The following is a 24,440-nucleotide window of genomic DNA, read 5'->3' as shown; positions in this document are numbered from 1 at the left end:
ATATGCTATCGTACTCTTTAGCGAGTACAACCGGGGGAGGCATTTTGCTTCCCCCGCTAACAATGGCGACATATTATGGCCCAACAATCACCCTATTCAGCAGCGATGGCAGAACAGCGTCACCAGGAGTGGTTACGTTTTGTCGACCTGCTTAAGAATGCCTACCAAAACGATCTCCATTTACCGTTGTTAAACCTGATGCTGACGCCAGATGAGCGCGAAGCGTTGGGGACTCGCGTGCGTATTGTCGAAGAGTTGTTGCGCGGCGAAATGAGCCAGCGTGAGTTAAAAAATGAACTCGGCGCGGGCATCGCGACGATTACGCGTGGATCTAACAGCCTGAAAGCCGCGCCCGTTGAGCTGCGCCAGTGGCTGGAAGAGGTGTTGCTGAAAGATCACTGATACACCGCATTATGAAACGGACTCAGCGCCAGGATCACCGCCTGGTGATAGACGCTGGCGCGAGTGAGTTTCCCGGCGGTAAACACGCCGATCGCCCCTTCCTTACGACCAATCTCATCAATACCGGTATAACGCGACATCACGGGACCAAGTGCCTCACCTTCACGCACTTTTTCCAGAATCACCGCAGGCAACGGCAAAGTAGCCGAACGCGCCTCGCCGCGCTGGCTGGCGTTTTCAATCACCACCCAACTGAAAGTGCTGTCACCATCGATGCCAGCTTCAATCGCCACCCAAAAATCAGCCTCTGGAAGTAAACGGCGGGCATTTGCTACCCGATTTCGTGCGCCAGCGCGCGTTTCCTCACTGCCAAAGGGCTGTTCCGGTACACCGCTCTCGACGGCAACGGATGCAATATGGCAGGATCCTTCGCCGAAGATCTCGTGAAATGCCTGCAGAATGGCCTGAATTTTAGCGGGATTGGTGGTCGCACAGACAACTTGGTGCATAATCAGCATTACTCAGAAAATTAACGTTACAGCAGTATACGGAAAAAAAGCATGTTACAGGTATACCTAGTCCGCCACGGTGAAACGCAGTGGAACGCCGAGCGACGTATTCAGGGCCAGTCTGACAGCCCGCTGACCGCCAAAGGTGAGCAACAGGCGATGCAGGTGGCAACCCGTGCCAAAGAGCTTGGCATTACGCATATCATCAGTAGCGATTTAGGACGCACCCGGCGTACGGCGGAAATCATCGCCCAGGCCTGCGGCTGTGACATCATCTTTGATTCTCGCCTGCGTGAATTAAATATGGGTGTACTGGAAAAAAGACATATCGATTCTCTGACCGAAGAAGAAGAGAACTGGCGTCGGCAGCTGGTCAATGGCACCGTTGACGGGCGTATTCCTGAAGGCGAGTCTATGCAGGAGCTCAGCGATCGCGTCAATGCGGCACTGGAATCTTGCCGGGACTTACCGCAGGGAAGCCGACCGCTGCTGGTGAGCCACGGTATTGCACTGGGATGCCTGGTGAGTACGATTCTCGGATTACCAGCATGGGCAGAGCGTCGCTTACGTCTGCGTAACTGTTCTATTTCGCGCGTGGATTATCAGGAAAGCCTGTGGCTGGCGTCTGGCTGGGTCGTTGAAACCGCAGGGGACATCTCGCATCTGGACGCCCCTGCATTAGATGAGCTGCAGCGTTAACGACGGATCGGAATCAGCAGTTCACAGCGTAGATTAATTGGGCGATCTCCCGCTTTGGCATCTTCTGCCGGGTAGTATCGCTCAATATCCTGACCTTTACGGCGCGTCAGGTTGAGCATTGGCATGCACGTTCCGTATACCGTCAGGATAAACTCCTGCACGCCGGTTCCCAGACCTTCATAGGTAAACATCACATATTCGCCGCCCTGCAGCATCACCGGATGCCCCGTCAGTACATAGCCATCTGCCTGATCCTGGGCTAACGCGGTGGTATAGAATACCTCTTGTTCGTCGTCTTTATCCTGACTCGGACGCGTTTCATTCAGGCCGTAGAGCACCGGCGGAATGGTCGGCGCGTTGCCGAGAAAATCGTGCCAGAACTGATAACGCATTTCATGGCGGAAATCAGAGATTTGCTCCAGCGAACAGGAGTAGCTCTGGGTAACACCAATCAGCGGCGTATCTTCCAGGGTGACAAATTTGTGCTCTGGCATAGTGAATTCACCCAGGCGTAGCGGCGGGCGAATACCAAAGGCGCTCCATTCAGGAGAACGGCGGTAAAGTGCAGGAGTCTGGGCAAACTGCTTCTTGAATGCGCGGGTAAATGTCTGTTGAGAGTCGAAGCGGTATTGCAGCGCGATGTCCAGAATCGGACGCGCAGTCAGGCGTAGTGCGACCGCCGATTTCGACAAACGACGAGCACGAATATACGCGCCAATAGCATGGCCAGTGACATCTTTAAACATTCTCTGTAAGTGCCACTTGGAATAACCTGCTTTCGCCGCTACATTGTCGAGCGACAGGGGCTGATCCAGATGACCTTCCAGCCAGATTAAAAGGTCGCGAATAATGCCGGCCTGATCCATAAAATATCCTCATCCTTTCAACAACGAGCACCTGACATCAGGTAATTGGATAATAGCATTTTTTGCTGTTTTAGCATTCAGTGTTTTTTTCTTAGTCGAGTATGTTTTAGGGCTTGACGGAAATAAAAGTATTGAGATTTTGTTCTTAATCAATATGTTATTTACCGTGACGAACTAATTGCTCGTGTAATAGATAAAAATGGTAACAATATGAAATACAAGCATTTGATCCTGTCTTTAAGCCTGATAATGCTGGGGCCATTGGCTCATGCAGAAGAGATTGGTTCGGTCGACACCGTATTTAAAATGATCGGCCCGGATCACAAAATTGTTGTGGAAGCCTTTGATGATCCCGATGTGAAAAATGTCACCTGTTATGTGAGCCGGGCGAAAACCGGTGGTATTAAAGGGGGATTGGGTCTGGCGGAAGATACCTCCGATGCGGCCATTTCTTGTCAGCAAGTCGGGCCGATTGAACTGTCGGATCGTATTAAAAACGGCAAAGCTCAGGGCGAGGTAGTATTCAAAAAACGCACGTCCCTGGTCTTTAAGTCGTTACAGGTCGTGCGCTTTTATGACGCTAAACGCAACGCGCTCGCTTATCTGGCTTACTCCGACAAAGTTGTAGAAGGTTCGCCGAAAAACGCGATTAGCGCGGTTCCTGTCATGCCGTGGCGGCAATAACAGAGGCGATTTATGCAACGGGAAACGGTCTGGTTAGTAGAAGACGAGCAAGGGATAGCCGACACGCTGGTCTACATGTTGCAACAGGAAGGTTTTGACGTCGAGGTCTTTGAGCGAGGCTTGCCAGTGCTGGATAAAGCTCGCCAGCAGGTTCCCGATGTCATGATTCTCGATGTTGGTCTGCCGGATATCAGCGGCTTTGAATTGTGCCGCCAGTTACTGGCGCTCCATCCGGCGTTACCTGTACTGTTCCTGACGGCCCGAAGTGAAGAGGTCGATCGCCTGCTTGGGCTGGAAATTGGCGCTGACGACTATGTGGCTAAACCGTTTTCACCCCGCGAAGTGTGCGCCAGGGTGCGCACCTTACTGCGTCGGGTGAAGAAGTTCTCGACGTCGTCTCCCGTCATCCGTATTGGTCATTTTGAATTGAATGAACCCGCGGCGCAGATCAGCTGGTTTGACACGCCATTAACGCTGACGCGGTATGAGTTTTTATTGCTGAAGACGTTACTCAAGTCGCCAGGCCGCGTCTGGTCCCGCCAGCAACTGATGGATAGCGTGTGGGAAGATGCGCAGGACACCTACGATCGCACCGTCGATACCCACATTAAAACGCTGCGTGCCAAGCTGCGCGCCATCAACCCCGATCTTTCACCGATTAATACTCATCGCGGCATGGGATATAGCCTGAGGGGCCTGTAATGCGTATCGGCATGCGGTTGTTGCTGGGCTATTTTTTACTGGTGGCGGTGGCAGCCTGGTTCGTACTGGCCATTTTTGTCAAAGAAGTTAAACCGGGCGTGCGAAGAGCAACGGAGGGGACGTTGATCGACACCGCAACGTTGCTGGCGGAGCTGGCGCGTCCCGATTTGCTCTCTGAGGACCCAACGCATGGGCAACTGGCGCAGGCGTTTAATCAGCTACAACATCGCCCGTTTCGCGCCAATATCGGTGGCATTAACAAAGTGCGCAATGAATATCATGTCTATATGACCGATGCGCAGGGCAAAGTATTGTTCGATTCGGCAAATAAAGCCGTTGGACAGGATTATTCGCGCTGGAATGACGTCTGGCTAACGTTGCGTGGTCAGTATGGTGCGCGCAGCACGTTGCAAAATCCTGCCGATCCCGAAAGTTCTGTGATGTATGTTGCCGCGCCGATTATGGACGGCTCGCGGCTTATTGGCGTTTTGAGCGTAGGCAAACCGAACGCGGCGATGGCTCCGGTCATTAAACGCAGCGAGCGGCGAATTTTATGGGCCAGCGCCATTTTGTTGGGGATTGCACTGGTGATTGGCGCAGGCATGGTTTGGTGGATCAATCGCTCTATTGCCCGGCTCACTCGCTATGCTGATTCCGTCACTGACAATAAGCCCGTTCCTCTCCCCGATCTCGGTAGTAGCGAGCTGCGTAAACTCGCGCAGGCGCTGGAAAGTATGCGCGTGAAGCTGGAAGGGAAAAACTATATTGAGCAGTATGTTTATGCGTTAACTCATGAGCTAAAAAGCCCACTGGCGGCGATTCGTGGCGCGGCGGAAATTTTACGCGAAGGTCCGCCGCCGGAAGTGGTGGCTCGTTTTACTGACAACATTCTGACGCAAAATGCGCGTATGCAGGCATTGGTAGAAACGTTACTACGCCAGGCAAGACTGGAGAATCGTCAGGAAGTCGTTCTGACTGCTGTTGATGTGGCGGCATTATTCCGCCGCGTCAGCGAAGCGCGCACCGTGCAGTTGGCAGAAAAAAAAATCACTCTGCATGTTACGCCCACCGAGGTTAACGTTGCTGCTGAACCGGCGTTACTGGAGCAGGCGCTGGGAAATTTACTGGATAACGCCATCGATTTTACCCCCGAGAGCGGTTGCATCACGCTAAGCGCCGAAGTGGATCAGGAACACGTCACGCTTAAGGTGCTGGATACCGGTAGTGGTATTCCTGACTACGCGCTTTCACGTATTTTTGAACGCTTTTACTCTTTGCCTCGTGCAAATGGGCAAAAAAGCAGCGGTCTGGGGTTGGCGTTCGTCAGTGAGGTCGCCCGTTTGTTTAACGGCGAAGTCACGCTGCGCAACGTGCAGGAAGGTGGCGTGCTGGCCTCGCTTCGACTTCACCGTCACTTCACATAGCTTCAAATTCTTCCCACATAGCCTTCGTATCCTGCTGCCATTGCAAAGGAGAAGACTATGTTGAAATCCCCCCTGTTCTGGAAAATGACCACCCTGTTTGGTGCAGTATTGCTGTTGTTGATTCCGATAATGCTGATTCGGCAGGTGATTGTCGAACGTGCTGATTACCGTAGCGATGTGGAAGATGCGATTCGCCAAAGTACCAGCGGGCCGCAAAAACTCGTTGGGCCGCTCATCGCTATTCCTGTGACCGAGCTTTATACGGTGCAGGAAGAGGGTAAAACCGTGGAGCGGAAACGAAGTTTTATCCATTTTTGGTTACCTGAGTCATTGATGGTTGATGGCAATCAGAACGTGGAAGAACGCAAGATAGGGATTTATACCGGTCAGGTCTGGCACAGTGATTTAACGCTAAAAGCCGATTTCGATGTTTCGCGTCTTAGCGAACTCAACGCGCCAAATATCACCTTAGGCAAGCCCTTTATTGTGATTAGCGTCGGGGATGCGCGTGGTATTGGCGTGGTGAACGCGCCTGAAGTTAACGGAACGGCGCTGACTATTGAACCCGGCACCGGGTTAGAGCAAGGCGGGCAGGGCGTGCATATCCCTTTACCCGAAGGGGACTGGCGGAAGCAGAACCTGAAGCTGGATATGGCACTGAATTTAAGCGGTACCGGCGATCTTTCTGTGGTGCCTGCTGGGCGTAATAGCGAAATGACCTTAACCAGCAACTGGCCGCATCCCAGTTTTTTAGGTGATTTTCTACCAGCCAAACGGGAAGTTAGCGAGTCAGGTTTTCAGGCGCACTGGCAAAGCAGCTGGTTTGCTAATAATCTCGGTGAGCGTTTTGCTTCAGGCAATGATACCGGCTGGGAAAACTTCCCGGCGTTTAGCGTCGCAGTAACGACGCCAGCCGATCAATACCAATTAACTGACCGGGCGACTAAGTACGCCATTCTGCTGATTGCGCTGACTTTTATGGCGTTCTTTGTTTTTGAAACGCTCACCGCGCAACGTTTACACCCAATGCAATATTTGCTGGTGGGGCTTTCATTGGTGATGTTTTATTTGCTCTTGCTGGCGCTTTCTGAACATGCCGGTTTTACCGTGGCATGGATAATCGCCAGTCTGATTGGGGCGTTAATGAACGGTATTTATTTGCAGGCGGTATTGAAAGGTTGGCGCAACAGCATGTTGTTTACCCTCGCGCTGTTGTTGCTGGATGGTGTGATGTGGGGACTGCTCAACTCTGCCGATAGCGCGCTGTTGTTGGGAACCAGTGTGCTGGTGGTGGCGCTGGCTGGCATGATGTTTGTGACCCGTAATATCGACTGGTATGCGTTTTCACTGCCGAAAATGAAAGCCAGTAAAGAAGTTACAACGGACGATGAGTTACGTATCTGGAAATAAGGTTGAAAAATAAAAACGGCGCTAAAAAGCGCCGTTTTTTTGACGGTGGTAAAGCCGATTAATCTTCCAGATCACCGCAGAAGCGATAACCTTCACCGTGAATGGTGGCGATGATTTCCGGCGTATCCGGCGTAGATTCGAAATGTTTACGAATACGGCGGATCGTCACGTCTACAGTACGGTCGTGCGGTTTCAGCTCACGGCCGGTCATTTTCTTCAGCAGTTCAGCACGGGACTGAATTTTGCCTGGGTTTTCACAGAAGTGAAGCATGGCGCGGAACTCGCTGCGCGGCAGCTTGTACTGCTCGCCATCAGGGCCGATCAACGAACGGCTGTTGATGTCCAGTTCCCAACCATTGAACTTGTAGCTTTCAACGCTACGACGTTCTTCGCTGACAGTACCCAGATTCATGGTACGGGACAGCAGGTTGCGTGCACGAATCGTCAGTTCACGCGGGTTGAACGGTTTGGTGATGTAGTCATCTGCACCGATTTCGAGGCCGAGAATTTTATCGACTTCGTTGTCACGGCCAGTCAGGAACATCAACGCAACATTCGCCTGCTCGCGCAGTTCACGCGCTAACAGAAGACCGTTCTTACCCGGCAGATTGATATCCATGATCACCAGGTTGATGTCATATTCAGAGAGGATCTGATGCATTTCCGCGCCATCTGTCGCTTCGAAAACATCATAGCCTTCCGCTTCGAAAATACTTTTCAACGTGTTGCGTGTTACCAACTCGTCTTCAACGATAAGAATGTGCGGGGTCTGCATGTTTGCTACCTAAATTGCCAACTAAATCGAAACAGGAAGTACAAAAGTCCCTGACCTGCCTGATGCATGCTGCAAATTAACATGATCGGCGTAACATGACTAAAGTACGTAATTGCGTTCTTGATGCACTTTCCATCAACGTCAACAACATCATTAGCTTGGTCGTGGGTACTTTCCCTCAGGACCCGACAGTGTCAAAAACGGCTGTCATCCTAACCATTTTAACAGCAACATAACAGGCTAAGAGGGGCCGGACACCCAATAAAACTACGCTTCGTTGACATATATCAAGTTCAATTGTAGCACGTTAACAGTTTGATGAAATCATCGTATCTAAATGCTAGCTTTCGTCACATTATTTTAATAATCCAACTAGTTGCATCATACAACTAATAAACGTGGTGAATCCAATTGTCGAGATTTATTTTTTATAAAATTATCCTAAGTAAACAGAAGGATATGTAGCATTTTTTAACAATTCAACCGTTAGTACAGTCAGGAAATAGTTTAGCCTTTTTTAAGCTAAGTAAAGGGCTTTTTCTGCGACTTACGTTAAGGATTTGTAAATTCGCACCGCGTAATAAGTTGACAGTGATCACCCGGTTCGCGGTTATTTGATCAAGAAGAGTGGCAATATGCGTATAACGATTATTCTGGTCGCACCCGCCAGAGCAGAAAATATTGGGGCAGCGGCGCGGGCAATGAAAACGATGGGGTTTAGCGATCTGCGGATTGTCGATAGTCAGGCACACCTGGAGCCAGCCACCCGCTGGGTCGCACATGGATCTGGTGATGTTATTGATAATATTAAAGTTTTCCCGACACTGGCTGAATCGTTACACGATGTCGATTTCACTGTCGCCACCACTGCGCGCAGTCGGGCGAAATATCATTACTACGCCACGCCAGTTGAACTGGTGCCGCTGTTAGAGGAAAAATCTTCATGGATGAGCCATGCCGCGCTGGTGTTTGGTCGCGAAGATTCCGGGTTGACTAACGAAGAGTTAGCGTTGGCTGACGTTCTTACTGGTGTGCCGATGGTGGCAGATTATCCTTCGCTCAATCTTGGGCAGGCGGTGATGGTCTATTGCTATCAATTAGCAACATTAATACAACAACCGGCGAAAAGTGACACAACGGCAGACCAACATCAACTGCAAGCTTTACGCGAACGAGCCATGGCATTGCTGACGACTCTGGCAGTGGCAGATGACATAAAACTGGTCGACTGGTTACAACAACGCCTGGGGCTTTTAGAGCACCGAGACACGGCAATGTTGCACCGTTTGCTGCATGATATTGAAAAAAATATCACCAAATAAAAAACGCCTTAGTAAGTATTTTTCAGCTTTTCATTCTGACTGCAACGGGCAATATGTCTCTGTGTGGATTAAAAAAAGAGTGTCTGATAGCAGCTTCTGAACTGGTTACCTGCCGTGAGTAAATTAAAATTTTATTGACTTAGGTCACTAAATACTTTAACCAATATAGGCATAGCGCACAGACAGATAAAAATTACAGAGTACACAACATCCATGAAACGCATTAGCACCACCATTACCACCACCATCACCATTACCACAGGTAACGGTGCGGGCTGACGCGTACAGGAAACACAGAAAAAAGCCCGCACCTGACAGTGCGGGCTTTTTTTTCGACCAAAGGTAACGAGGTAACAACCATGCGAGTGTTGAAGTTCGGCGGTACATCAGTGGCAAATGCAGAACGTTTTCTGCGTGTTGCCGATATTCTGGAAAGCAATGCCAGGCAGGGGCAGGTGGCCACCGTCCTCTCTGCCCCCGCCAAAATCACCAACCACCTGGTGGCGATGATTGAAAAAACCATTAGCGGCCAGGATGCTTTACCCAATATCAGCGATGCCGAACGTATTTTTGCCGAACTTCTGACGGGACTCGCCGCTGCCCAACCGGGATTCCCGCTGGCGCAACTGAAAACTTTCGTCGACCAGGAATTTGCCCAAATAAAACATGTCCTGCATGGCATTAGTTTGTTGGGGCAGTGCCCGGATAGCATCAACGCTGCGCTGATTTGCCGTGGCGAGAAAATGTCGATCGCCATTATGGCCGGCGTGTTAGAAGCGCGTGGTCACAACGTTACCGTTATCGATCCGGTCGAAAAACTGCTGGCTGTGGGGCATTACCTCGAATCTACCGTCGATATTGCTGAGTCCACCCGCCGTATTGCGGCAAGCCGCATTCCGGCTGATCACATGGTGTTGATGGCAGGTTTCACCGCCGGTAATGAAAAAGGCGAACTAGTGGTGCTTGGACGTAACGGTTCCGACTACTCTGCTGCGGTGCTGGCTGCCTGTTTACGCGCCGATTGTTGCGAGATTTGGACGGACGTTGACGGGGTCTATACCTGCGACCCGCGTCAGGTGCCCGATGCGAGGTTGTTGAAGTCGATGTCCTACCAGGAAGCGATGGAGCTTTCCTACTTCGGCGCTAAAGTTCTTCACCCCCGCACAATTACCCCTATCGCCCAGTTCCAGATCCCTTGCCTGATTAAAAATACCGGAAATCCTCAAGCACCAGGTACGCTCATTGGTGCCAGCCGTGATGAAGACGAATTACCGGTCAAGGGCATTTCCAATCTGAATAACATGGCAATGTTCAGCGTTTCTGGTCCGGGGATGAAAGGGATGGTCGGCATGGCGGCGCGCGTCTTTGCAGCGATGTCACGCGCCCGTATTTCCGTGGTGCTGATTACGCAATCATCTTCCGAATACAGTATCAGTTTCTGCGTTCCGCAAAGCGACTGTGTGCGAGCTGAACGGGCAATGCAGGAAGAGTTCTACCTGGAACTGAAAGAAGGCTTACTGGAGCCGCTGGCGGTGACGGAACGGCTGGCCATTATCTCGGTGGTAGGTGATGGTATGCGCACCTTGCGTGGGATCTCGGCGAAATTCTTTGCCGCGCTGGCCCGCGCCAATATCAACATTGTCGCCATTGCTCAGGGATCTTCTGAACGCTCAATCTCTGTCGTGGTAAATAACGATGATGCGACCACTGGCGTGCGCGTTACTCATCAGATGCTGTTCAATACCGATCAGGTTATCGAAGTGTTTGTGATTGGCGTCGGTGGCGTTGGCGGTGCGCTGCTGGAGCAACTGAAGCGTCAGCAAAGCTGGTTGAAGAATAAACATATCGACTTACGTGTCTGCGGTGTTGCCAACTCGAAGGCACTGCTCACCAATGTACATGGCCTTAATCTGGAAAACTGGCAGGAAGAACTGGCGCAAGCCAAAGAGCCGTTTAATCTCGGGCGCTTAATTCGCCTCGTGAAAGAATATCATCTGCTGAACCCGGTCATTGTTGACTGCACTTCCAGCCAGGCAGTGGCGGATCAGTATGCCGACTTCCTGCGCGAAGGTTTCCACGTCGTCACGCCGAACAAAAAGGCTAACACCTCGTCGATGGATTACTACCATCTGTTGCGTCATGCGGCGGAAAAATCGCGGCGTAAATTCCTCTATGACACCAACGTTGGGGCTGGATTACCGGTTATTGAGAACCTGCAAAATCTGTTAAATGCAGGTGATGAATTGGTGAAGTTCTCCGGCATTCTTTCAGGTTCGCTTTCTTATATCTTCGGCAAGTTAGACGAAGGCATGAGTTTCTCCGAGGCGACCACGCTGGCGCGGGAAATGGGTTATACCGAACCGGATCCGCGAGATGATCTTTCTGGTATGGATGTGGCGCGTAAACTATTGATTCTCGCTCGTGAAACGGGACGTGAACTGGAGCTGGCGGATATTGAAATTGAACCTGTGCTGCCCGCAGAGTTTAACGCCGAGGGTGATGTTGCCGCTTTTATGGCGAATCTGTCACAGCTCGACGATCTCTTTGCCGCGCGCGTGGCGAAGGCCCGTGATGAAGGAAAAGTTTTGCGCTATGTTGGCAATATTGATGAAGATGGCGTCTGCCGCGTGAAGATTGCCGAAGTGGATGGTAATGATCCGCTGTTCAAAGTGAAAAATGGCGAAAACGCCCTGGCCTTCTATAGCCACTATTATCAGCCGCTGCCGTTGGTACTGCGCGGATATGGTGCGGGCAATGACGTTACAGCTGCCGGTGTCTTTGCCGATCTGCTACGTACCCTCTCATGGAAGTTAGGAGTCTGACATGGTTAAAGTTTATGCCCCGGCTTCCAGTGCCAATATGAGCGTCGGGTTTGATGTGCTCGGGGCGGCGGTGACACCTGTTGATGGTGCATTGCTCGGAGATGTAGTCACGGTTGAGGCGGCAGAGACATTCAGTCTCAACAACCTCGGACGCTTTGCCGATAAGCTGCCGTCAGAACCACGGGAAAATATCGTTTATCAGTGCTGGGAGCGTTTTTGCCAGGAACTGGGTAAGCAAATTCCAGTGGCGATGACCCTGGAAAAGAATATGCCGATCGGTTCGGGCTTAGGCTCCAGTGCCTGTTCGGTGGTCGCGGCGCTGATGGCGATGAATGAACACTGCGGCAAGCCGCTTAATGACACTCGTTTGCTGGCTTTGATGGGCGAGCTGGAAGGCCGTATCTCCGGCAGCATTCATTACGACAACGTGGCACCGTGTTTTCTCGGTGGTATGCAGTTGATGATCGAAGAAAACGACATCATCAGCCAGCAAGTGCCAGGGTTTGATGAGTGGCTGTGGGTGCTGGCGTATCCGGGGATTAAAGTCTCGACGGCAGAAGCCAGGGCTATTTTACCGGCGCAGTATCGCCGCCAGGATTGCATTGCGCACGGGCGACATCTGGCAGGCTTTATTCACGCCTGCTATTCCCGTCAGCCTGAGCTTGCCGCGAAGCTGATGAAAGATGTTATCGCTGAACCCTACCGTGAACGGTTACTGCCAGGCTTCCGGCAGGCGCGGCAGGCGGTCGCGGAAATCGGCGCGGTAGCGAGCGGTATCTCCGGCTCCGGCCCGACTTTGTTCGCTCTGTGTGACAAGCCGGATACCGCCCAGCGCGTTGCCGACTGGTTGGGTAAGAACTACCTGCAAAATCAGGAAGGTTTTGTTCATATTTGCCGGCTGGATACGGCGGGCGCACGAGTACTGGAAAACTAAATGAAACTCTACAATCTGAAAGATCACAATGAGCAGGTCAGCTTTGCGCAAGCCGTAACCCAGGGGTTGGGCAAAAATCAGGGGCTGTTTTTCCCGCACGACCTGCCGGAATTCAGCCTGACTGAAATTGATGAGATGCTGAAGCTGGATTTTGTCACCCGCAGTGCGAAGATCCTCTCGGCGTTTATTGGTGATGAAATCCCGCAGGAAATCCTGGAAGAGCGCGTACGCGCGGCGTTTGCCTTCCCGGCTCCGGTCGCCAATGTTGAAAGCGATGTCGGTTGTCTGGAGTTGTTTCACGGGCCAACGCTTGCATTTAAAGATTTCGGTGGTCGCTTTATGGCACAAATGCTGACCCATATTGCGGGCGATAAGCCAGTGACCATTCTGACCGCGACCTCCGGTGATACCGGAGCGGCAGTGGCTCATGCTTTCTACGGTTTGCCGAATGTGAAAGTGGTTATCCTCTATCCACGAAGCAAAATCAGTCCACTGCAAGAAAAACTGTTCTGTACATTGGGCGGCAATATTGAAACTGTTGCCATCGACGGCGATTTCGATGCCTGCCAGGCGCTGGTGAAGCAGGCGTTTGATGATGAAGAACTGAAAGTAGCGCTGGGGCTAAACTCTGCTAACTCCATTAACATCAGCCGTTTGCTGGCGCAGATTTGCTACTACTTTGAAGCTGTTGCGCAGCTGCCGCAGGAAGCGCGCAACCAGCTGGTTGTCTCGGTGCCAAGCGGAAACTTCGGCGATTTGACGGCGGGTCTGCTGGCGAAGTCACTCGGTCTGCCGGTAAAACGTTTTATTGCTGCGACCAACGTGAACGATACCGTGCCACGTTTCCTGCACGACGGTCAGTGGTCACCCAAAGCGACTCAGGCGACGTTATCCAATGCGATGGATGTTAGCCAGCCAAACAACTGGCCGCGTGTGGAAGAGTTGTTCCGCCGCAAAATCTGGCAACTGAAAGAGCTGGGGTATGCAGCCGTGGATGATGAAACCACGCAACAGACAATGCGTGAGTTAAAAGAACTGGGCTATACCTCGGAGCCGCACGCTGCCGTAGCTTATCGTGCGCTGCGTGACCAGTTGCATCCAGGCGAATATGGCTTGTTCCTCGGCACCGCGCATCCGGCGAAATTTAAAGAGAGCGTGGAAGCGATTCTCGGTGAAACATTGGATCTGCCAAAAGAGCTGGCAGAACGTGCTGATTTACCCTTGCTTTCGCATAATCTGCCCGCCGATTTTGCTGCGTTGCGTAAATTGATGATGAATCATCAGTAACATCTATTCATTATCTCAATCAGGCCGGGTTTGCTTTTATACAGCCCGGCTTTTTTATGAAGATAATATGGAGAAAAACGACAGGAAAAAAGGAGGAATTCTCAATAAATGCGGTAACTTAGAGATTAGGATTGCGGAGAATAACAACCGCCGTTCTCATCGCGTAATCTCCGGATATCGACCCATAACGGGCAATGATAAAAGGAGTAACCTGTGAAAAAGATGCAATCTATCGTACTCGCACTTTCCCTGGTTCTGGTCGCTCCCATGGCAGCACAGGCTGCGGAAATTACGTTAGTCCCGTCAGTAAAATTACAGATAGGCGATCGTGATAATCGTGGCTATTACTGGGATGGCGGTCACTGGCGCGACCACGGCTGGTGGAAACAACATTATGAATGGCGAGGCAATCGCTGGCACCCACACGGACCGCCGCCATCGCCGCGCCATAACAAGCACAATGATCATCGTGGCGATCATCGTCCGGGGCCTGACAAACATCATCGCTAAATATCAATGCCGGATTGCCATCCGGCATTGACTACAAACTTAACGCTGCTCGTAGCGTTTAAACACCAGTTCGCCGTTGCTGGAGGAAGCTTCATCAAAGAAGTAACCTTCGCTATTAAAACCAGTCAGTTGCTCTGGTTTGGTCAGCCGATTTTCAATAATGAAACGACTCATCAGACCGCGTGCTTTCTTAGCGTAGAAGCTGATTATCTTAAATTTGCCGTTCTTCTCATCGAGGAACACTGGCTTGATAATCTCGGCATTCAATTTCTTCGGCTTCACCGATTTAAAATACTCATCTGACGCCAGATTAATCACCACATTATCGCCTTGTGCTGCGAGCGCCTCGTTCAGCTTGTTGGTGATGATATCTCCCCAGAATTGATACAGATCTTTCCCTCGGGCATTCTCAAGACGTATCCCCATTTCCAGACGATAAGGCTGCATTAAATCGAGCGGGCGCAGTACGCCATACAAGCCGGAAAGCATTCGCAAATGCTGTTGGGCAAAATCGAAATCGTCTTCGCTGAAGGTTTCGGCCTGTAAGCCGGTGTAGACATCACCTTTAAATGCCAGAATCGCCTGGCGGGCATTCTCCGGCGTGAAATCTGGCTGCCAGTCATGAAAGCGAGCGGCGTTGATACCCGCCAGTTTGTCGCTGATGCGCATCAGGGAGCTAATCTGCGGGGGCGTCAGTTTCCGCGCTTCATGGATCAGCTGCTGGGAGTTGTCTAACAGCTCCGGCAGCGTATAGCGCGTGGTGGTCAACGGGCTTTGGTAATCAAGCGTTTTCGCAGGTGAAATAAGAATCAGCATATCCAGTCCTTGCAGGAAATTTATGCCGACTTTAGCAAAAAAAGAGAATGAGTTGATCGATAGTTGTGATTACTCCTGCGAAACGTCATCCCACGCGTCTGGAGAAAGCTGGCGACCGATCTCCGGATAACGCAACGGATCAAACACCGGGCGCACGCCGAGTTTACGCTGGCGTAGATAATCACTGGCAATGGTATGAACCACAGGCGAGAGCAGTAATATGGCGGTCAAATTGGTAATAGCCATGCAGGCCATTATGATATCTGCCAGTTGCCACATCAGCGGAAGACTTAGCAAGGTGCCGCCGATGACCGTTGCGAAGGTGCAGATTCGCAGACACCAGATCGCTTTAGGGTTGTTCAGGCGTAAGAAGAAGAGATTGTTTTCGGCATAAATGTAGTTGGCAACGATGGAGCTGAAGGCAAACAGAATAACCACGAGGGTAACAAACTCAGCACCCCAGGAACCCATTAGCACCCGCATCGCCTTCTGGATAAGCTGAATACCTTCCAGCGGCATGTAGGTTGTGCCGTTACCCGCCAGTAATATCAGCATGGCGCTTGCCGTACAGATGACCAGGGTGTCGATAAAAATGCCAATCATCTGGACAATCCCTTGCGCTGCGGGATGCGGAGGCCAGGACGCAGCTGCCGCTGCCGCGTTTGGCGTCGACCCCATTCCCGCCTCATTGGAAAACATACTGCGCTGAAAACCGTTAGTAATCGCCTGGCTTAAGGTATATCCCGCCGCGCCGCCTGCCGCTTCCTGCCAGCCAAAAGCACTCTCAAAAATAGACCAAATGACGTGGGGAAGTTGCCCGATATTTATTACGCAAATCACCAGGCTGGTCAGTACCCAGATTATCGCCATCAACGGGACAAACCCCTGCATGAGCTGGGCGACGCCATGAAGACCGCGAGTGATTGCCAGCAGAGCAAAGACAGCGAGAATAATGCCTGTCACCAGCGGAGGAAAATCAAAAGAAAAACTTAGGGCGCGGGCAACGGCGTTCGCCTGAACTCCGCTGAAAATTATGCCGTAGGCGATGAGCAAAAAGACGGCGAACAGAACGCCCATCCAGCGCATCCCCAGCCCGCGCGCCATATACCATGCCGGTCCGCCACGAAACTGCCCATTAACGTCACGTTCTTTATAAAGTTGTGCAAGGGAACATTCGGCAAACGAGGTCGCCATGCCGATAAACGCGGCAACCCACATCCAGAAGACGGCACCTGGTCCACCGGCGGTAATAGCCAGCGCAACGCCAGCCAGGTTGCCGCTACCCACGCGCGCCGCAAGACTGGTACACAATGACTGAAATGAGGTTAAACCGCCTGGCTGTGGATGAATGCTATTTTTAAGACTTTTGCCAAACTGGCGGATGTAGCGAAACTGCACAAATCCGGTGCGAAAAGTGAACCAACAACCTGCGCCGAAGAGCAGGTAAATCATTACCGATCCCCAAAGGACGCTGTTAATAAAGGAGAAAAAATCTGGCATGCATATCCCTCTTATTGCCGGTCGCGATGACTTTCCTGTGTAAACGTTACCAATTGTTTAAGAAGTATATACGCTACGAGGTACTTGATAACTTCTGCGTAGCATACATGAGGTTTTGTATAAAAATGGCGGGCGATATCAACGCAGTGTCAGAAATCCGAAACAGTCTCGCCTGGCGATAACCGTCTTGTCGGCGGTTGCGCTGACGTTGCGTCGTGATATCATCAGGGCAGACCGGTTACATCCCCCTAACAAGCTGTTTAAAGAGAAATACTATCATGACGGACAAATTGACCTCCCTTCGTCAGTACACCACCGTAGTGGCCGACACTGGGGACATCGCGGCAATGAAGCTGTATCAACCGCAGGATGCCACAACCAACCCTTCTCTCATTCTTAACGCAGCGCAGATTCCGGAATATCGTAAGTTGATTGATGATGCTGTCGCCTGGGCGAAACAGCAGAGCAACGATCGCGCGCAGCAGATCGTGGACGCGACCGACAAACTGGCAGTAAATATTGGTCTGGAAATCCTGAAACTGGTTCCGGGCCGTATCTCAACTGAAGTTGATGCGCGTCTTTCCTATGACACCGAAGCGTCAATTGCGAAAGCAAAACGCCTGATCAAACTCTACAACGATGCAGGGATTAGCAACGATCGTATTCTGATCAAACTGGCTTCTACCTGGCAGGGTATCCGTGCTGCAGAACAGCTGGAAAAAGAAGGTATTAACTGTAACCTGACCCTGCTGTTCTCCTTCGCTCAGGCTCGTGCTTGTGCGGAAGCGGGCGTGTTCCTGATCTCGCCGTTTGTTGGCCGTATTCTTGACTGGTACAAAGCGAATACCGATAAGAAAGAGTACGCTCCGGCAGAAGATCCGGGCGTGGTTTCTGTATCTGAAATCTACCAGTACTACAAAGAGCACGGTTATGAAACCGTGGTTATGGGCGCAAGCTTCCGTAACATCGGCGAAATTCTGGAACTGGCAGGCTGCGACCGTCTGACCATCGCACCGGCACTGCTGAAAGAGCTGGCGGAGAGCGAAGGGGCTATCGAACGTAAACTGTCTTACACCGGCGAAGTGAAAGCGCGTCCGGCGCGTATCACTGAGTCCGAGTTCCTGTGGCAGCACAACCAGGATCCAATGGCAGTAGATAAACTGGCGGAAGGTATCCGTAAGTTTGCTGTTGACCAGGAAAAACTGGAAAAAATGATCGGCGATCTGCTGTAATCATTCTTAGCGTGACCGGGAAGTCGGTCACGCTACCTCTTCTGAAGCCTGTCTGTCACTCCCTTCGCAGTGTATCATTCTGTTTAACGAGACTGTTTAAACGGAAAAATCTTGATGAATACTTTACGTATTGGCTTAGTTTCCATCTCTGATCGCGCATCCAGCGGCGTTTATCAGGATAAAGGCATCCCTGCGCTGGAAGAATGGCTGACATCGGCGCTAACCACGCCGTTTGAACTGGAAACCCGCTTAATCCCCGATGAGCAGGCGATCATCGAGCAAACGTTGTGTGAGCTGGTGGATGAAATGAGTTGCCATCTGGTGCTCACCACGGGCGGAACTGGCCCGGCGCGTCGTGACGTAACGCCCGATGCGACGCTGGCAGTAGCGGACCGCGAGATGCCAGGCTTTGGTGAACAGATGCGCCAGATCAGCCTGCATTTTGTACCAACTGCGATCCTTTCGCGTCAGGTGGGTGTGATTCGCAAACAGGCGCTGATCCTTAACTTACCCGGTCAGCCGAAGTCGATTAAAGAGACGCTGGAAGGTGTAAAGGACGCTGAGGGTAACGTTGTGGTGCACGGTATTTTTGCCAGCGTACCGTACTGCATTCAGTTGCTGGAAGGGCCATACGTTGAAACGGCACCGGAAGTGGTTGCTGCATTCAGACCGAAGAGTGCAAGACGCGAAGTTAGCGAATAAAAAAATCCCCCCGAGCGGGGGGATCTCAAAACAATTAGTGCGATTCACCAATCGGCAGAACGGTGCGACCAAACTGCTCGTTCAGTACTTCACCCATCGCCAGATAGATTGCGCTGGCACCGCAGATCAGACCAATCCAGCCGGCAAAGTGGATGATCGCGGCATTACCGACAATGTTACCGATCGCCAGCAGGGCAAACAGCACGGTCAGGCTAAAGAAAACGAATTGCAGAACGCGTGCGCCTTTCAGCGTGCCGAAGAACATAAACAGCGTAAATACGCCCCACAGACCCAGGTAGACACCAAGGAACTGTGCATTTGGCGCATCGGTCAGACCCAGTTTCGGCATCAGCAGAATCGCAACCAGCGTCAGCCAGAAAGAACCGTAAGAGGTGAATGCGGTTAAACCGAAAGTGTTGCCTTTTTTGTACTCCAGCAGACCAGCAAAAATTTGCGCGATGCCGCCGTAGAAAATGCCCATTGCAAGAATAATACCGTCAAGAGCGAAATAACCCACGTTGTGCAGGTTAAGCAGAATGGTGGTCATGCCGAAGCCCATCAGGCCCAGCGGTGCCGGATTAGCCAACTTAGTGTTGCCCATAATTCCTCAAAAATCATCATCGAATGAATGGTGAAATAATTTCCCTGAATAACTGTAGTGTTTTCAGGGCGCGGCATAATAATCAGCCAGTGGGGCAGTGTCTACGATCTTTTGAAGGGAAAATGAAAATTTTCCCCGGTTTCCGGTATCAGACCTGAGTGGCACTAACCATCCGGCGCAGGCAGGCGATTTGCAGTACGGCTGGAATCGTCACGCGATAGGCACTGCCGCTGACCGCTTTAACCCCATTTAGTGCCGCGCCTACAGGGCCTCCCAGCCCCGCGCCGCGAAGCAAACCATGCCCAAGTACGCTCATTGCTGCGTGGGTGCGTAAAATGCGGGTCAATTGGCTGGAAAGCAAATGCGACACGCCTTTTGCCAATAATTTGTCTTTCATCAGCAGCGGCAGCAGCTCTTCCAGCTCATTCACCCTGGCATCGACCGCGTGCAGAAACTCCTGCTTATGTTCCTCGTCCATTTTCTTCCAGGTATTACGCAGAAATTGTTCCAGTAACTGTTGCTCAATTTCAAACGTAGACATCTCTTTGTCGGCTTTCAGCTTCAATCGTTTTGAAACATCGAGCAAAATGGCCCGATACAATTTACCGTGTCCACGCAGTTTGTTGGCGATACTATCGCCACCAAAATGCTGTAATTCTCCGGCAATCAGCTGCCAGTTGCGGCGATGTTGCTCGGGATGTCCTTCCATCGATTTAAACAGTTCGTTGCGCATCAGTACGCTGGAGAGGCGAGTTTTGCCTTTTTCATTATGAGTGAGCAGCCGGGCGAAATTTGCCAATTGTTCCTCACTACAATGCTGGAGAAAATCCAGATCTGAATCATTCAGGTAATTAACATTCATTTTTTGTGGCTTCTATATTCTGGCGTTAGTCGTCGCCGATAATTTTCAGCGTGGCCATATCCGATGAGTTCACCGTATGACCAGAAAAGGCGATTTTTGAGACGCAGCGTTTATTGTCGTTATCGCTGTTAATGTTGATCCAGTCAGTGGTTTGCCCTTCTTTTATTTCTGAAGGAATATTCAGGCTCTGACTGGCGCTACGGGAGGCTTTGAAATAAACCGATGCACCACTTAACTGTAAATCGCCATGGTCGGCAGTGAGTTGAATGCGTTTAACAATGCGACAAACAGGAAGTTTCAGCGCCAGATCGTTGGTTTCGTTACGCGGCATCGCAATGACGCCGAGGATTTTATGGTTGTTTGCCTGCGCTGTGCAGCACAGCAGCAGGCTAATCGCCAGGCTGGCGGAAAGCGTAAAAACGGATTTCATAAGGATTCTCTTAGTGGGGAGAGGTAGGGGATGAATACCCACTAGTTTACTGCTGATAAAGAGAAGATTCAGGTACGTAATATTTTCTTTTTATTACAATTTTTCTATGAATGTCTTGGCTGTCATTCATTCTCTATATGAATAAAATTGCTGTCAGTTTCGTGTCTTGTTCTGGCATATCGCGAAATTTCTGCGCAAAAGCACAAAAAATTTTTGCATCTCCCCCTTGATGACGTGGGTTACGACCCCATTTAGTAGTCAACCGCAGTGAGTGAGTCTGCAAAAAAATGAAATTGGGCAGTTGAAACCAGACGTTTCGCCCCTATTACAGACTCACAACCACATGATGACCGAATATATAGTGGAGACGTTTAGATGGGTAAAATAATTGGTATCGACCTGGGTACTACCAACTCTTGTGTAGCGATTATGGATGGCACCACTCCTCGTGTACTGGAGAACGCCGAAGGCGATCGCACCACGCCTTCTATCATTGCCTATACCCAGGATGGTGAAACTCTGGTTGGTCAGCCGGCTAAACGTCAGGCAGTGACGAACCCGCAAAACACCCTGTTTGCGATTAAACGCCTGATTGGCCGCCGCTTCCAGGACGAAGAAGTACAGCGTGATGTTTCCATCATGCCGTTCAAAATTATTGCTGCTGATAACGGCGACGCATGGGTCGAAGTTAAAGGCCAGAAAATGGCACCGCCGCAGATCTCTGCTGAAGTGCTGAAAAAAATGAAGAAAACCGCTGAAGATTACCTGGGTGAACCGGTAACTGAAGCTGTTATCACCGTACCGGCATACTTTAACGATGCTCAGCGTCAGGCAACCAAAGACGCAGGCCGTATCGCTGGTCTGGAAGTAAAACGTATCATCAACGAACCGACCGCAGCTGCGCTGGCTTACGGTCTGGACAAAGGTACTGGCAACCGTACTATCGCGGTTTATGACCTGGGTGGTGGTACTTTCGATATTTCTATTATCGAAATCGACGAAGTTGACGGCGAAAAAACCTTCGAAGTTCTGGCAACCAACGGTGATACTCACCTGGGTGGTGAAGACTTCGACAGCCGTCTGATCAACTACCTGGTTGAAGAATTCAAGAAAGATCAGGGCATTGACCTGCGCAACGATCCGCTGGCAATGCAGCGCCTGAAAGAAGCGGCAGAAAAAGCGAAAATCGAACTGTCTTCCGCTCAGCAGACCGACGTTAACCTGCCGTACATCACTGCAGACGCGACCGGTCCGAAACACATGAACATCAAAGTGACTCGTGCGAAACTGGAAAGCCTGGTTGAAGATCTGGTAAACCGTTCCATTGAGCCGCTGAAAGTTGCACTGCAGGACGCTGGCCTGTCCGTATCTGATATCGACGACGTTATCCTCGTTGGTGGTCAGACTCGTATGCCAATGGTTCAGAAGAAAGTTGCTGAATTCTTTGGTAAAGAGCCGCGTAAAGACGTTAACCCGGACGAAGCTGTAGCAATCGGTGCTGCTGTTCAGGGTGGTGTTCTGACTGGTGACGTGAAAGACGTACTGCTGCTGGACGTTACCCCGCTGTCTCTGGGTATCGAAACCATGGGCGGTGTGATGACGACGCTGATCGCGAAAAATACCACTATCCCGACCAAGCACAGCCAGGTGTTCTCTACCGCTGAAGACAACCAGTCTGCGGTAACCATCCATGTGCTGCAGGGTGAACGTAAACGTGCGGCTGATAACAAATCTCTGGGTCAGTTCAACCTGGATGGTATCAACCCGGCACCGCGCGGCATGCCGCAGATCGAAGTTACCTTCGATATCGATGCTGACGGTATCCTGCACGTTTCCGCGAAAGATAAAAACAGCGGTAAAGAGCAGAAGATCACCATCAAGGCTTCTTCTGGTCTGAACGAAGATGAAATCCAGAAAATGGTACGCGACGCAGAAGCTAACGCCGAAGCTGACCGTAAGTTTGAAGAGCTGGTACAGACTCGCAACCAGGGCGACCATCTGCTGCACAGCACCCGTAAGCAGGTTGAAGAAGCGGGCGACAAACTGCCGGCTGACGACAAAACTGCTATCGAGTCTGCACTGACTGCACTGGAAACTGCTCTGAAAGGTGAAGACAAAGCCGCTATCGAAGCGAAAATGCAGGAACTGGCACAGGTTTCCCAGAAACTGATGGAAATCGCCCAGCAGCAACATGCCCAGCAGCAGACTGCCGGTGCTGATGCTTCTGCAAACAACGCGAAAGATGACGATGTTGTCGACGCTGAATTTGAAGAAGTCAAAGACAAAAAATAATCGCCCTATAAACGGGTAATTATACTGACACGGGCGAAGGGGAATTTCCTCTCCGCCCGTGCATTCATCTAGGGGCAATTTAAAAAAGATGGCTAAGCAAGATTATTACGAGATTTTAGGCGTTTCCAAAACAGCGGAAGAGCGTGAAATCAAAAAGGCCTACAAACGCCTGGCCATGAAATACCACCCGGACCGTAACCAGGGTGACAAAGAGGCCGAGGCGAAATTTAAAGAGATCAAGGAAGCTTATGAAGTTCTGACCGACTCGCAAAAACGTGCGGCATACGATCAGTATGGTCATGCTGCGTTTGAGCAAGGCGGCATGGGCGGCGGCGGTTTTGGCGGCGGCGCAGACTTCAGCGATATTTTTGGTGACGTTTTCGGCGATATTTTTGGCGGCGGACGTGGTCGTCAACGTGCGGCGCGCGGTGCTGATTTACGCTATAACATGGAGCTCACCCTCGAAGAAGCTGTACGTGGCGTGACCAAAGAGATCCGCATTCCGACTCTGGAAGAGTGTGACGTTTGCCACGGTAGCGGTGCAAAACCAGGTACACAGCCGCAGACCTGTCCGACCTGTCATGGTTCTGGTCAGGTGCAGATGCGCCAGGGTTTCTTTGCCGTGCAGCAGACCTGTCCACACTGTCAGGGCCGCGGTACGCTGATCAAAGATCCGTGCAACAAATGTCATGGTCATGGTCGTGTTGAGCGCAGCAAAACGCTGTCCGTTAAAATCCCGGCAGGGGTGGACACTGGAGACCGCATCCGTCTTGCGGGCGAAGGTGAAGCGGGCGAGCATGGCGCACCGGCAGGCGATCTGTACGTTCAGGTTCAGGTTAAACAGCACCCGATTTTCGAGCGTGAAGGTAACAACCTGTATTGCGAAGTCCCGATCAACTTCGCGATGGCAGCGCTGGGTGGCGAAATCGAAGTACCGACCCTTGATGGTCGCGTCAAACTGAAAGTGCCTGGCGAAACCCAGACCGGTAAGCTGTTCCGTATGCGTGGTAAAGGCGTCAAGTCTGTTCGCGGCGGTGCGCAAGGGGACTTGCTGTGCCGCGTTGTCGTCGAAACACCGGTAGGTCTGAACGAGAAGCAGAAACAGCTGCTGCAAGAGCTGCAGGAAAGCTTCGGTGGCCCAACCGGCGAGCACAACAGCCCGCGTTCAAAGAGCTTCTTTGATGGTGTGAAGAAGTTTTTTGACGACCTGACTCGCTAACCTCCCCAAAAGCCTGCCCGTGGGCAGGCCAGGGTAAAAATAGGGTGCGTTGAAGATATGCGAGCACCTGTAAAGTGGCGGGGATCACTCCCCGCCGTTGCTCTTACTCGGATTCGTAAGCCGTGAAAACAGCAACCTCCGTCTGGCCAGTTCGGATGTGAACCTCACAGAGGTCTTTTCTCGTTACCAGCGCCGCCACTACGGCGGTGATACAGATGACGATCAGGGCGACAATCATCGCCTTATGCTGCTTCATTGCTCTCTTCTCCTTGACCTTACGGTCAGTAAGAGGCACTCTACATGTGTTCTGCATATAGGGGGCCTCGGGTTGTACTGACCCCAGAAAGTTGGACAGTTAAACACGAGGCATATAGGTCTGATTCCGATATTCAATTGGAGTCAGACCTTTTAATTTCAGGCTAATTCTTCTGCTGTTGTAG

27 protein-coding genes and 1 other annotated feature are annotated in these 24,440 nt (G+C 51.3%); of the genes, 17 read left to right on the top strand and 10 right to left on the bottom strand.

Annotated features, from left to right (window positions below):
- Positions 1–75 precede the first annotated feature (75 nt).
- Entirely contained in the window at positions 76–402 is a 327-nt protein-coding gene (trpR, locus tag ACJHX7_RS14920; RefSeq protein WP_000068678.1) for a trp operon repressor, read from the top strand.
- Here trpR and yjjX read toward each other — a convergent pair.
- The gene (yjjX, locus tag ACJHX7_RS14915; protein ID WP_001570904.1) at positions 396–911 is read right to left on the bottom strand and encodes an inosine/xanthosine triphosphatase; all 516 of its coding nucleotides are present in this window, start codon (positions 909–911) and stop codon (positions 396–398) included. The two genes, trpR and yjjX, sit on opposite strands and share 7 nt — an antisense overlap.
- Before the next feature lie 51 nt (positions 912–962).
- Between yjjX and gpmB the strand changes: the two genes are divergently transcribed.
- Entirely contained in the window at positions 963–1,610 is a 648-nt protein-coding gene (gene gpmB, locus ACJHX7_RS14910) for a 2,3-diphosphoglycerate-dependent phosphoglycerate mutase GpmB (protein WP_000942344.1), read from the top strand.
- Here gpmB and robA read toward each other — a convergent pair.
- Positions 1,607–2,476: an MDR efflux pump AcrAB transcriptional activator RobA gene (gene robA, locus ACJHX7_RS14905; RefSeq protein WP_000371666.1), complete on the bottom strand. Its 870-nt coding sequence runs from the start codon at positions 2,474–2,476 to the stop codon at positions 1,607–1,609. The two genes, gpmB and robA, sit on opposite strands and share 4 nt — an antisense overlap.
- Positions 2,477–2,686: 210 nt before the next feature.
- On the opposite strand from robA, the gene creA reads away from it, so the two are divergent.
- The 4 genes from creA to creD are packed head-to-tail and all read left to right on the top strand — an operon-like array spanning position 2,687 to position 6,696.
- Positions 2,687–3,160, top strand: a complete 474-nt coding sequence (gene creA, locus ACJHX7_RS14900; protein WP_000875487.1) for a protein CreA — start codon at positions 2,687–2,689, stop codon at positions 3,158–3,160.
- A gap of 12 nt (positions 3,161–3,172) precedes the next feature.
- Entirely contained in the window at positions 3,173–3,862 is a 690-nt protein-coding gene (gene creB, locus ACJHX7_RS14895) for a two-component system response regulator CreB (protein ID WP_094030426.1), read from the top strand.
- Complete coding sequence (gene creC, locus ACJHX7_RS14890) at positions 3,862–5,286, top strand: two-component system sensor histidine kinase CreC (protein ID WP_094030425.1); 1,425 nt, start codon at positions 3,862–3,864, stop codon at positions 5,284–5,286. The genes creB and creC overlap by 1 nt, the downstream gene beginning before the upstream one ends.
- A 57-nt stretch (positions 5,287–5,343) precedes the next feature.
- Positions 5,344–6,696 carry a cell envelope integrity protein CreD gene (creD, locus tag ACJHX7_RS14885; RefSeq protein ID WP_094030424.1) on the top strand — a complete coding sequence of 451 codons (1,353 nt, stop codon included), beginning with the start codon at positions 5,344–5,346 and terminating at the stop codon, positions 6,694–6,696.
- Between the two features lie 58 nt (positions 6,697–6,754).
- Here the strand turns inward: creD and arcA are convergent, their stop codons facing one another.
- On the bottom strand, positions 6,755–7,471 hold the full coding sequence (gene arcA / locus ACJHX7_RS14880; RefSeq protein ID WP_001194358.1) for a two-component system response regulator ArcA: 717 nt from the start codon (positions 7,469–7,471) through the stop codon (positions 6,755–6,757).
- Positions 7,472–7,566: 95 nt separating this feature from the next.
- Between arcA and yjjY the strand changes: the two genes are divergently transcribed.
- From yjjY to ACJHX7_RS14845, 7 genes are all read left to right on the top strand, one after another.
- Positions 7,567–7,707, top strand: coding sequence for a protein YjjY (gene yjjY / locus ACJHX7_RS14875; RefSeq protein WP_001303782.1), 141 nt, complete (start codon positions 7,567–7,569; stop codon positions 7,705–7,707).
- Between the two features lie 399 nt (positions 7,708–8,106).
- Complete coding sequence (locus tag ACJHX7_RS14870) at positions 8,107–8,793, top strand: tRNA/rRNA methyltransferase (protein WP_001223134.1); 687 nt, start codon at positions 8,107–8,109, stop codon at positions 8,791–8,793.
- A gap of 213 nt (positions 8,794–9,006) precedes the next feature.
- On the top strand, positions 9,007–9,072 hold the full coding sequence (thrL, locus tag ACJHX7_RS14865; protein ID WP_001386572.1) for a thr operon leader peptide: 66 nt from the start codon (positions 9,007–9,009) through the stop codon (positions 9,070–9,072).
- Positions 9,008–9,127 (top strand) — a sequence feature (Thr leader region). It overlaps the preceding gene by 65 nt.
- 25 nt (positions 9,128–9,152) lie before the next feature.
- The gene (gene thrA / locus ACJHX7_RS14860; protein ID WP_001350366.1) at positions 9,153–11,615 is read left to right on the top strand and encodes a bifunctional aspartate kinase/homoserine dehydrogenase I; all 2,463 of its coding nucleotides are present in this window, start codon (positions 9,153–9,155) and stop codon (positions 11,613–11,615) included.
- 1 nt (position 11,616) lies between these two features.
- A complete protein-coding gene (gene thrB, locus ACJHX7_RS14855; RefSeq protein ID WP_000241660.1) occupies positions 11,617–12,549 on the top strand; it encodes a homoserine kinase in 933 nt (310 codons plus the stop codon).
- Positions 12,550–13,836: a threonine synthase gene (thrC, locus tag ACJHX7_RS14850; RefSeq protein ID WP_094030423.1), complete on the top strand. Its 1,287-nt coding sequence runs from the start codon at positions 12,550–12,552 to the stop codon at positions 13,834–13,836.
- Positions 13,837–14,049: 213 nt separating this feature from the next.
- Complete coding sequence (locus ACJHX7_RS14845; protein ID WP_000738728.1) at positions 14,050–14,346, top strand: DUF2502 domain-containing protein; 297 nt, start codon at positions 14,050–14,052, stop codon at positions 14,344–14,346.
- Positions 14,347–14,385: 39 nt separating this feature from the next.
- Here the strand turns inward: ACJHX7_RS14845 and yaaA are convergent, their stop codons facing one another.
- On the bottom strand, positions 14,386–15,162 hold the full coding sequence (gene yaaA, locus ACJHX7_RS14840; RefSeq protein WP_000906193.1) for a peroxide stress protein YaaA: 777 nt from the start codon (positions 15,160–15,162) through the stop codon (positions 14,386–14,388).
- A 69-nt stretch (positions 15,163–15,231) separates the two neighbouring features.
- Entirely contained in the window at positions 15,232–16,662 is a 1,431-nt protein-coding gene (locus tag ACJHX7_RS14835) for an alanine/glycine:cation symporter family protein (RefSeq protein ID WP_094030422.1), read from the bottom strand.
- 278 nt (positions 16,663–16,940) lie between these two features.
- Between ACJHX7_RS14835 and tal the strand changes: the two genes are divergently transcribed.
- Positions 16,941–17,894 (top strand): transaldolase, encoded by a 954-nt coding sequence (gene tal, locus ACJHX7_RS14830; RefSeq protein WP_000130187.1) that lies wholly within the window; start codon positions 16,941–16,943, stop codon positions 17,892–17,894.
- A 114-nt stretch (positions 17,895–18,008) separates the two neighbouring features.
- The gene (gene mog / locus ACJHX7_RS14825) at positions 18,009–18,596 is read left to right on the top strand and encodes a molybdopterin adenylyltransferase (RefSeq protein ID WP_001094685.1); all 588 of its coding nucleotides are present in this window, start codon (positions 18,009–18,011) and stop codon (positions 18,594–18,596) included.
- Between the two features lie 34 nt (positions 18,597–18,630).
- On the opposite strand, the gene satP is transcribed toward mog, so the two are convergent.
- The 3 genes from satP to ACJHX7_RS14810 all read right to left on the bottom strand — a co-directional run bounded on the left by satP (position 18,631) and on the right by ACJHX7_RS14810 (position 20,489).
- Positions 18,631–19,197: an acetate uptake transporter gene (satP, locus tag ACJHX7_RS14820; RefSeq protein WP_000528541.1), complete on the bottom strand. Its 567-nt coding sequence runs from the start codon at positions 19,195–19,197 to the stop codon at positions 18,631–18,633.
- A 148-nt stretch (positions 19,198–19,345) separates the two neighbouring features.
- Entirely contained in the window at positions 19,346–20,059 is a 714-nt protein-coding gene (msyB, locus tag ACJHX7_RS14815; RefSeq protein WP_001102367.1) for an acidic protein MsyB, read from the bottom strand.
- A gap of 25 nt (positions 20,060–20,084) precedes the next feature.
- Positions 20,085–20,489: a DUF2541 family protein gene (locus ACJHX7_RS14810; protein WP_094030421.1), complete on the bottom strand. Its 405-nt coding sequence runs from the start codon at positions 20,487–20,489 to the stop codon at positions 20,085–20,087.
- A gap of 375 nt (positions 20,490–20,864) precedes the next feature.
- On the opposite strand from ACJHX7_RS14810, the gene dnaK reads away from it, so the two are divergent.
- Together dnaK and dnaJ are read left to right on the top strand one after the other, a co-directional pair.
- A complete protein-coding gene (gene dnaK, locus ACJHX7_RS14805; RefSeq protein WP_000516135.1) occupies positions 20,865–22,781 on the top strand; it encodes a molecular chaperone DnaK in 1,917 nt (638 codons plus the stop codon).
- Between the two features lie 88 nt (positions 22,782–22,869).
- On the top strand, positions 22,870–24,000 hold the full coding sequence (gene dnaJ, locus ACJHX7_RS14800; protein ID WP_001118464.1) for a molecular chaperone DnaJ: 1,131 nt from the start codon (positions 22,870–22,872) through the stop codon (positions 23,998–24,000).
- Between the two features lie 103 nt (positions 24,001–24,103).
- Here dnaJ and mokC read toward each other — a convergent pair whose 3' ends face one another.
- The gene (mokC, locus tag ACJHX7_RS14795; RefSeq protein WP_000809168.1) at positions 24,104–24,256 is read right to left on the bottom strand and encodes a type I toxin-antitoxin system toxin MokC; all 153 of its coding nucleotides are present in this window, start codon (positions 24,254–24,256) and stop codon (positions 24,104–24,106) included.
- 99 nt (positions 24,257–24,355) lie between these two features.
- Positions 24,356–24,440: IS3 family transposase (locus tag ACJHX7_RS14790; protein WP_088551278.1), on the bottom strand; the 85-nt coding region annotated here is incomplete at its 5' end.

The sequence above is a fragment of the Escherichia sp. WS1451 genome (assembly GCF_046487365.1).
Lineage (GTDB): Bacteria > Pseudomonadota > Gammaproteobacteria > Enterobacterales > Enterobacteriaceae > Escherichia > Escherichia coli.
This window is presented reverse-complemented; position numbering and strand designations above follow the sequence as displayed.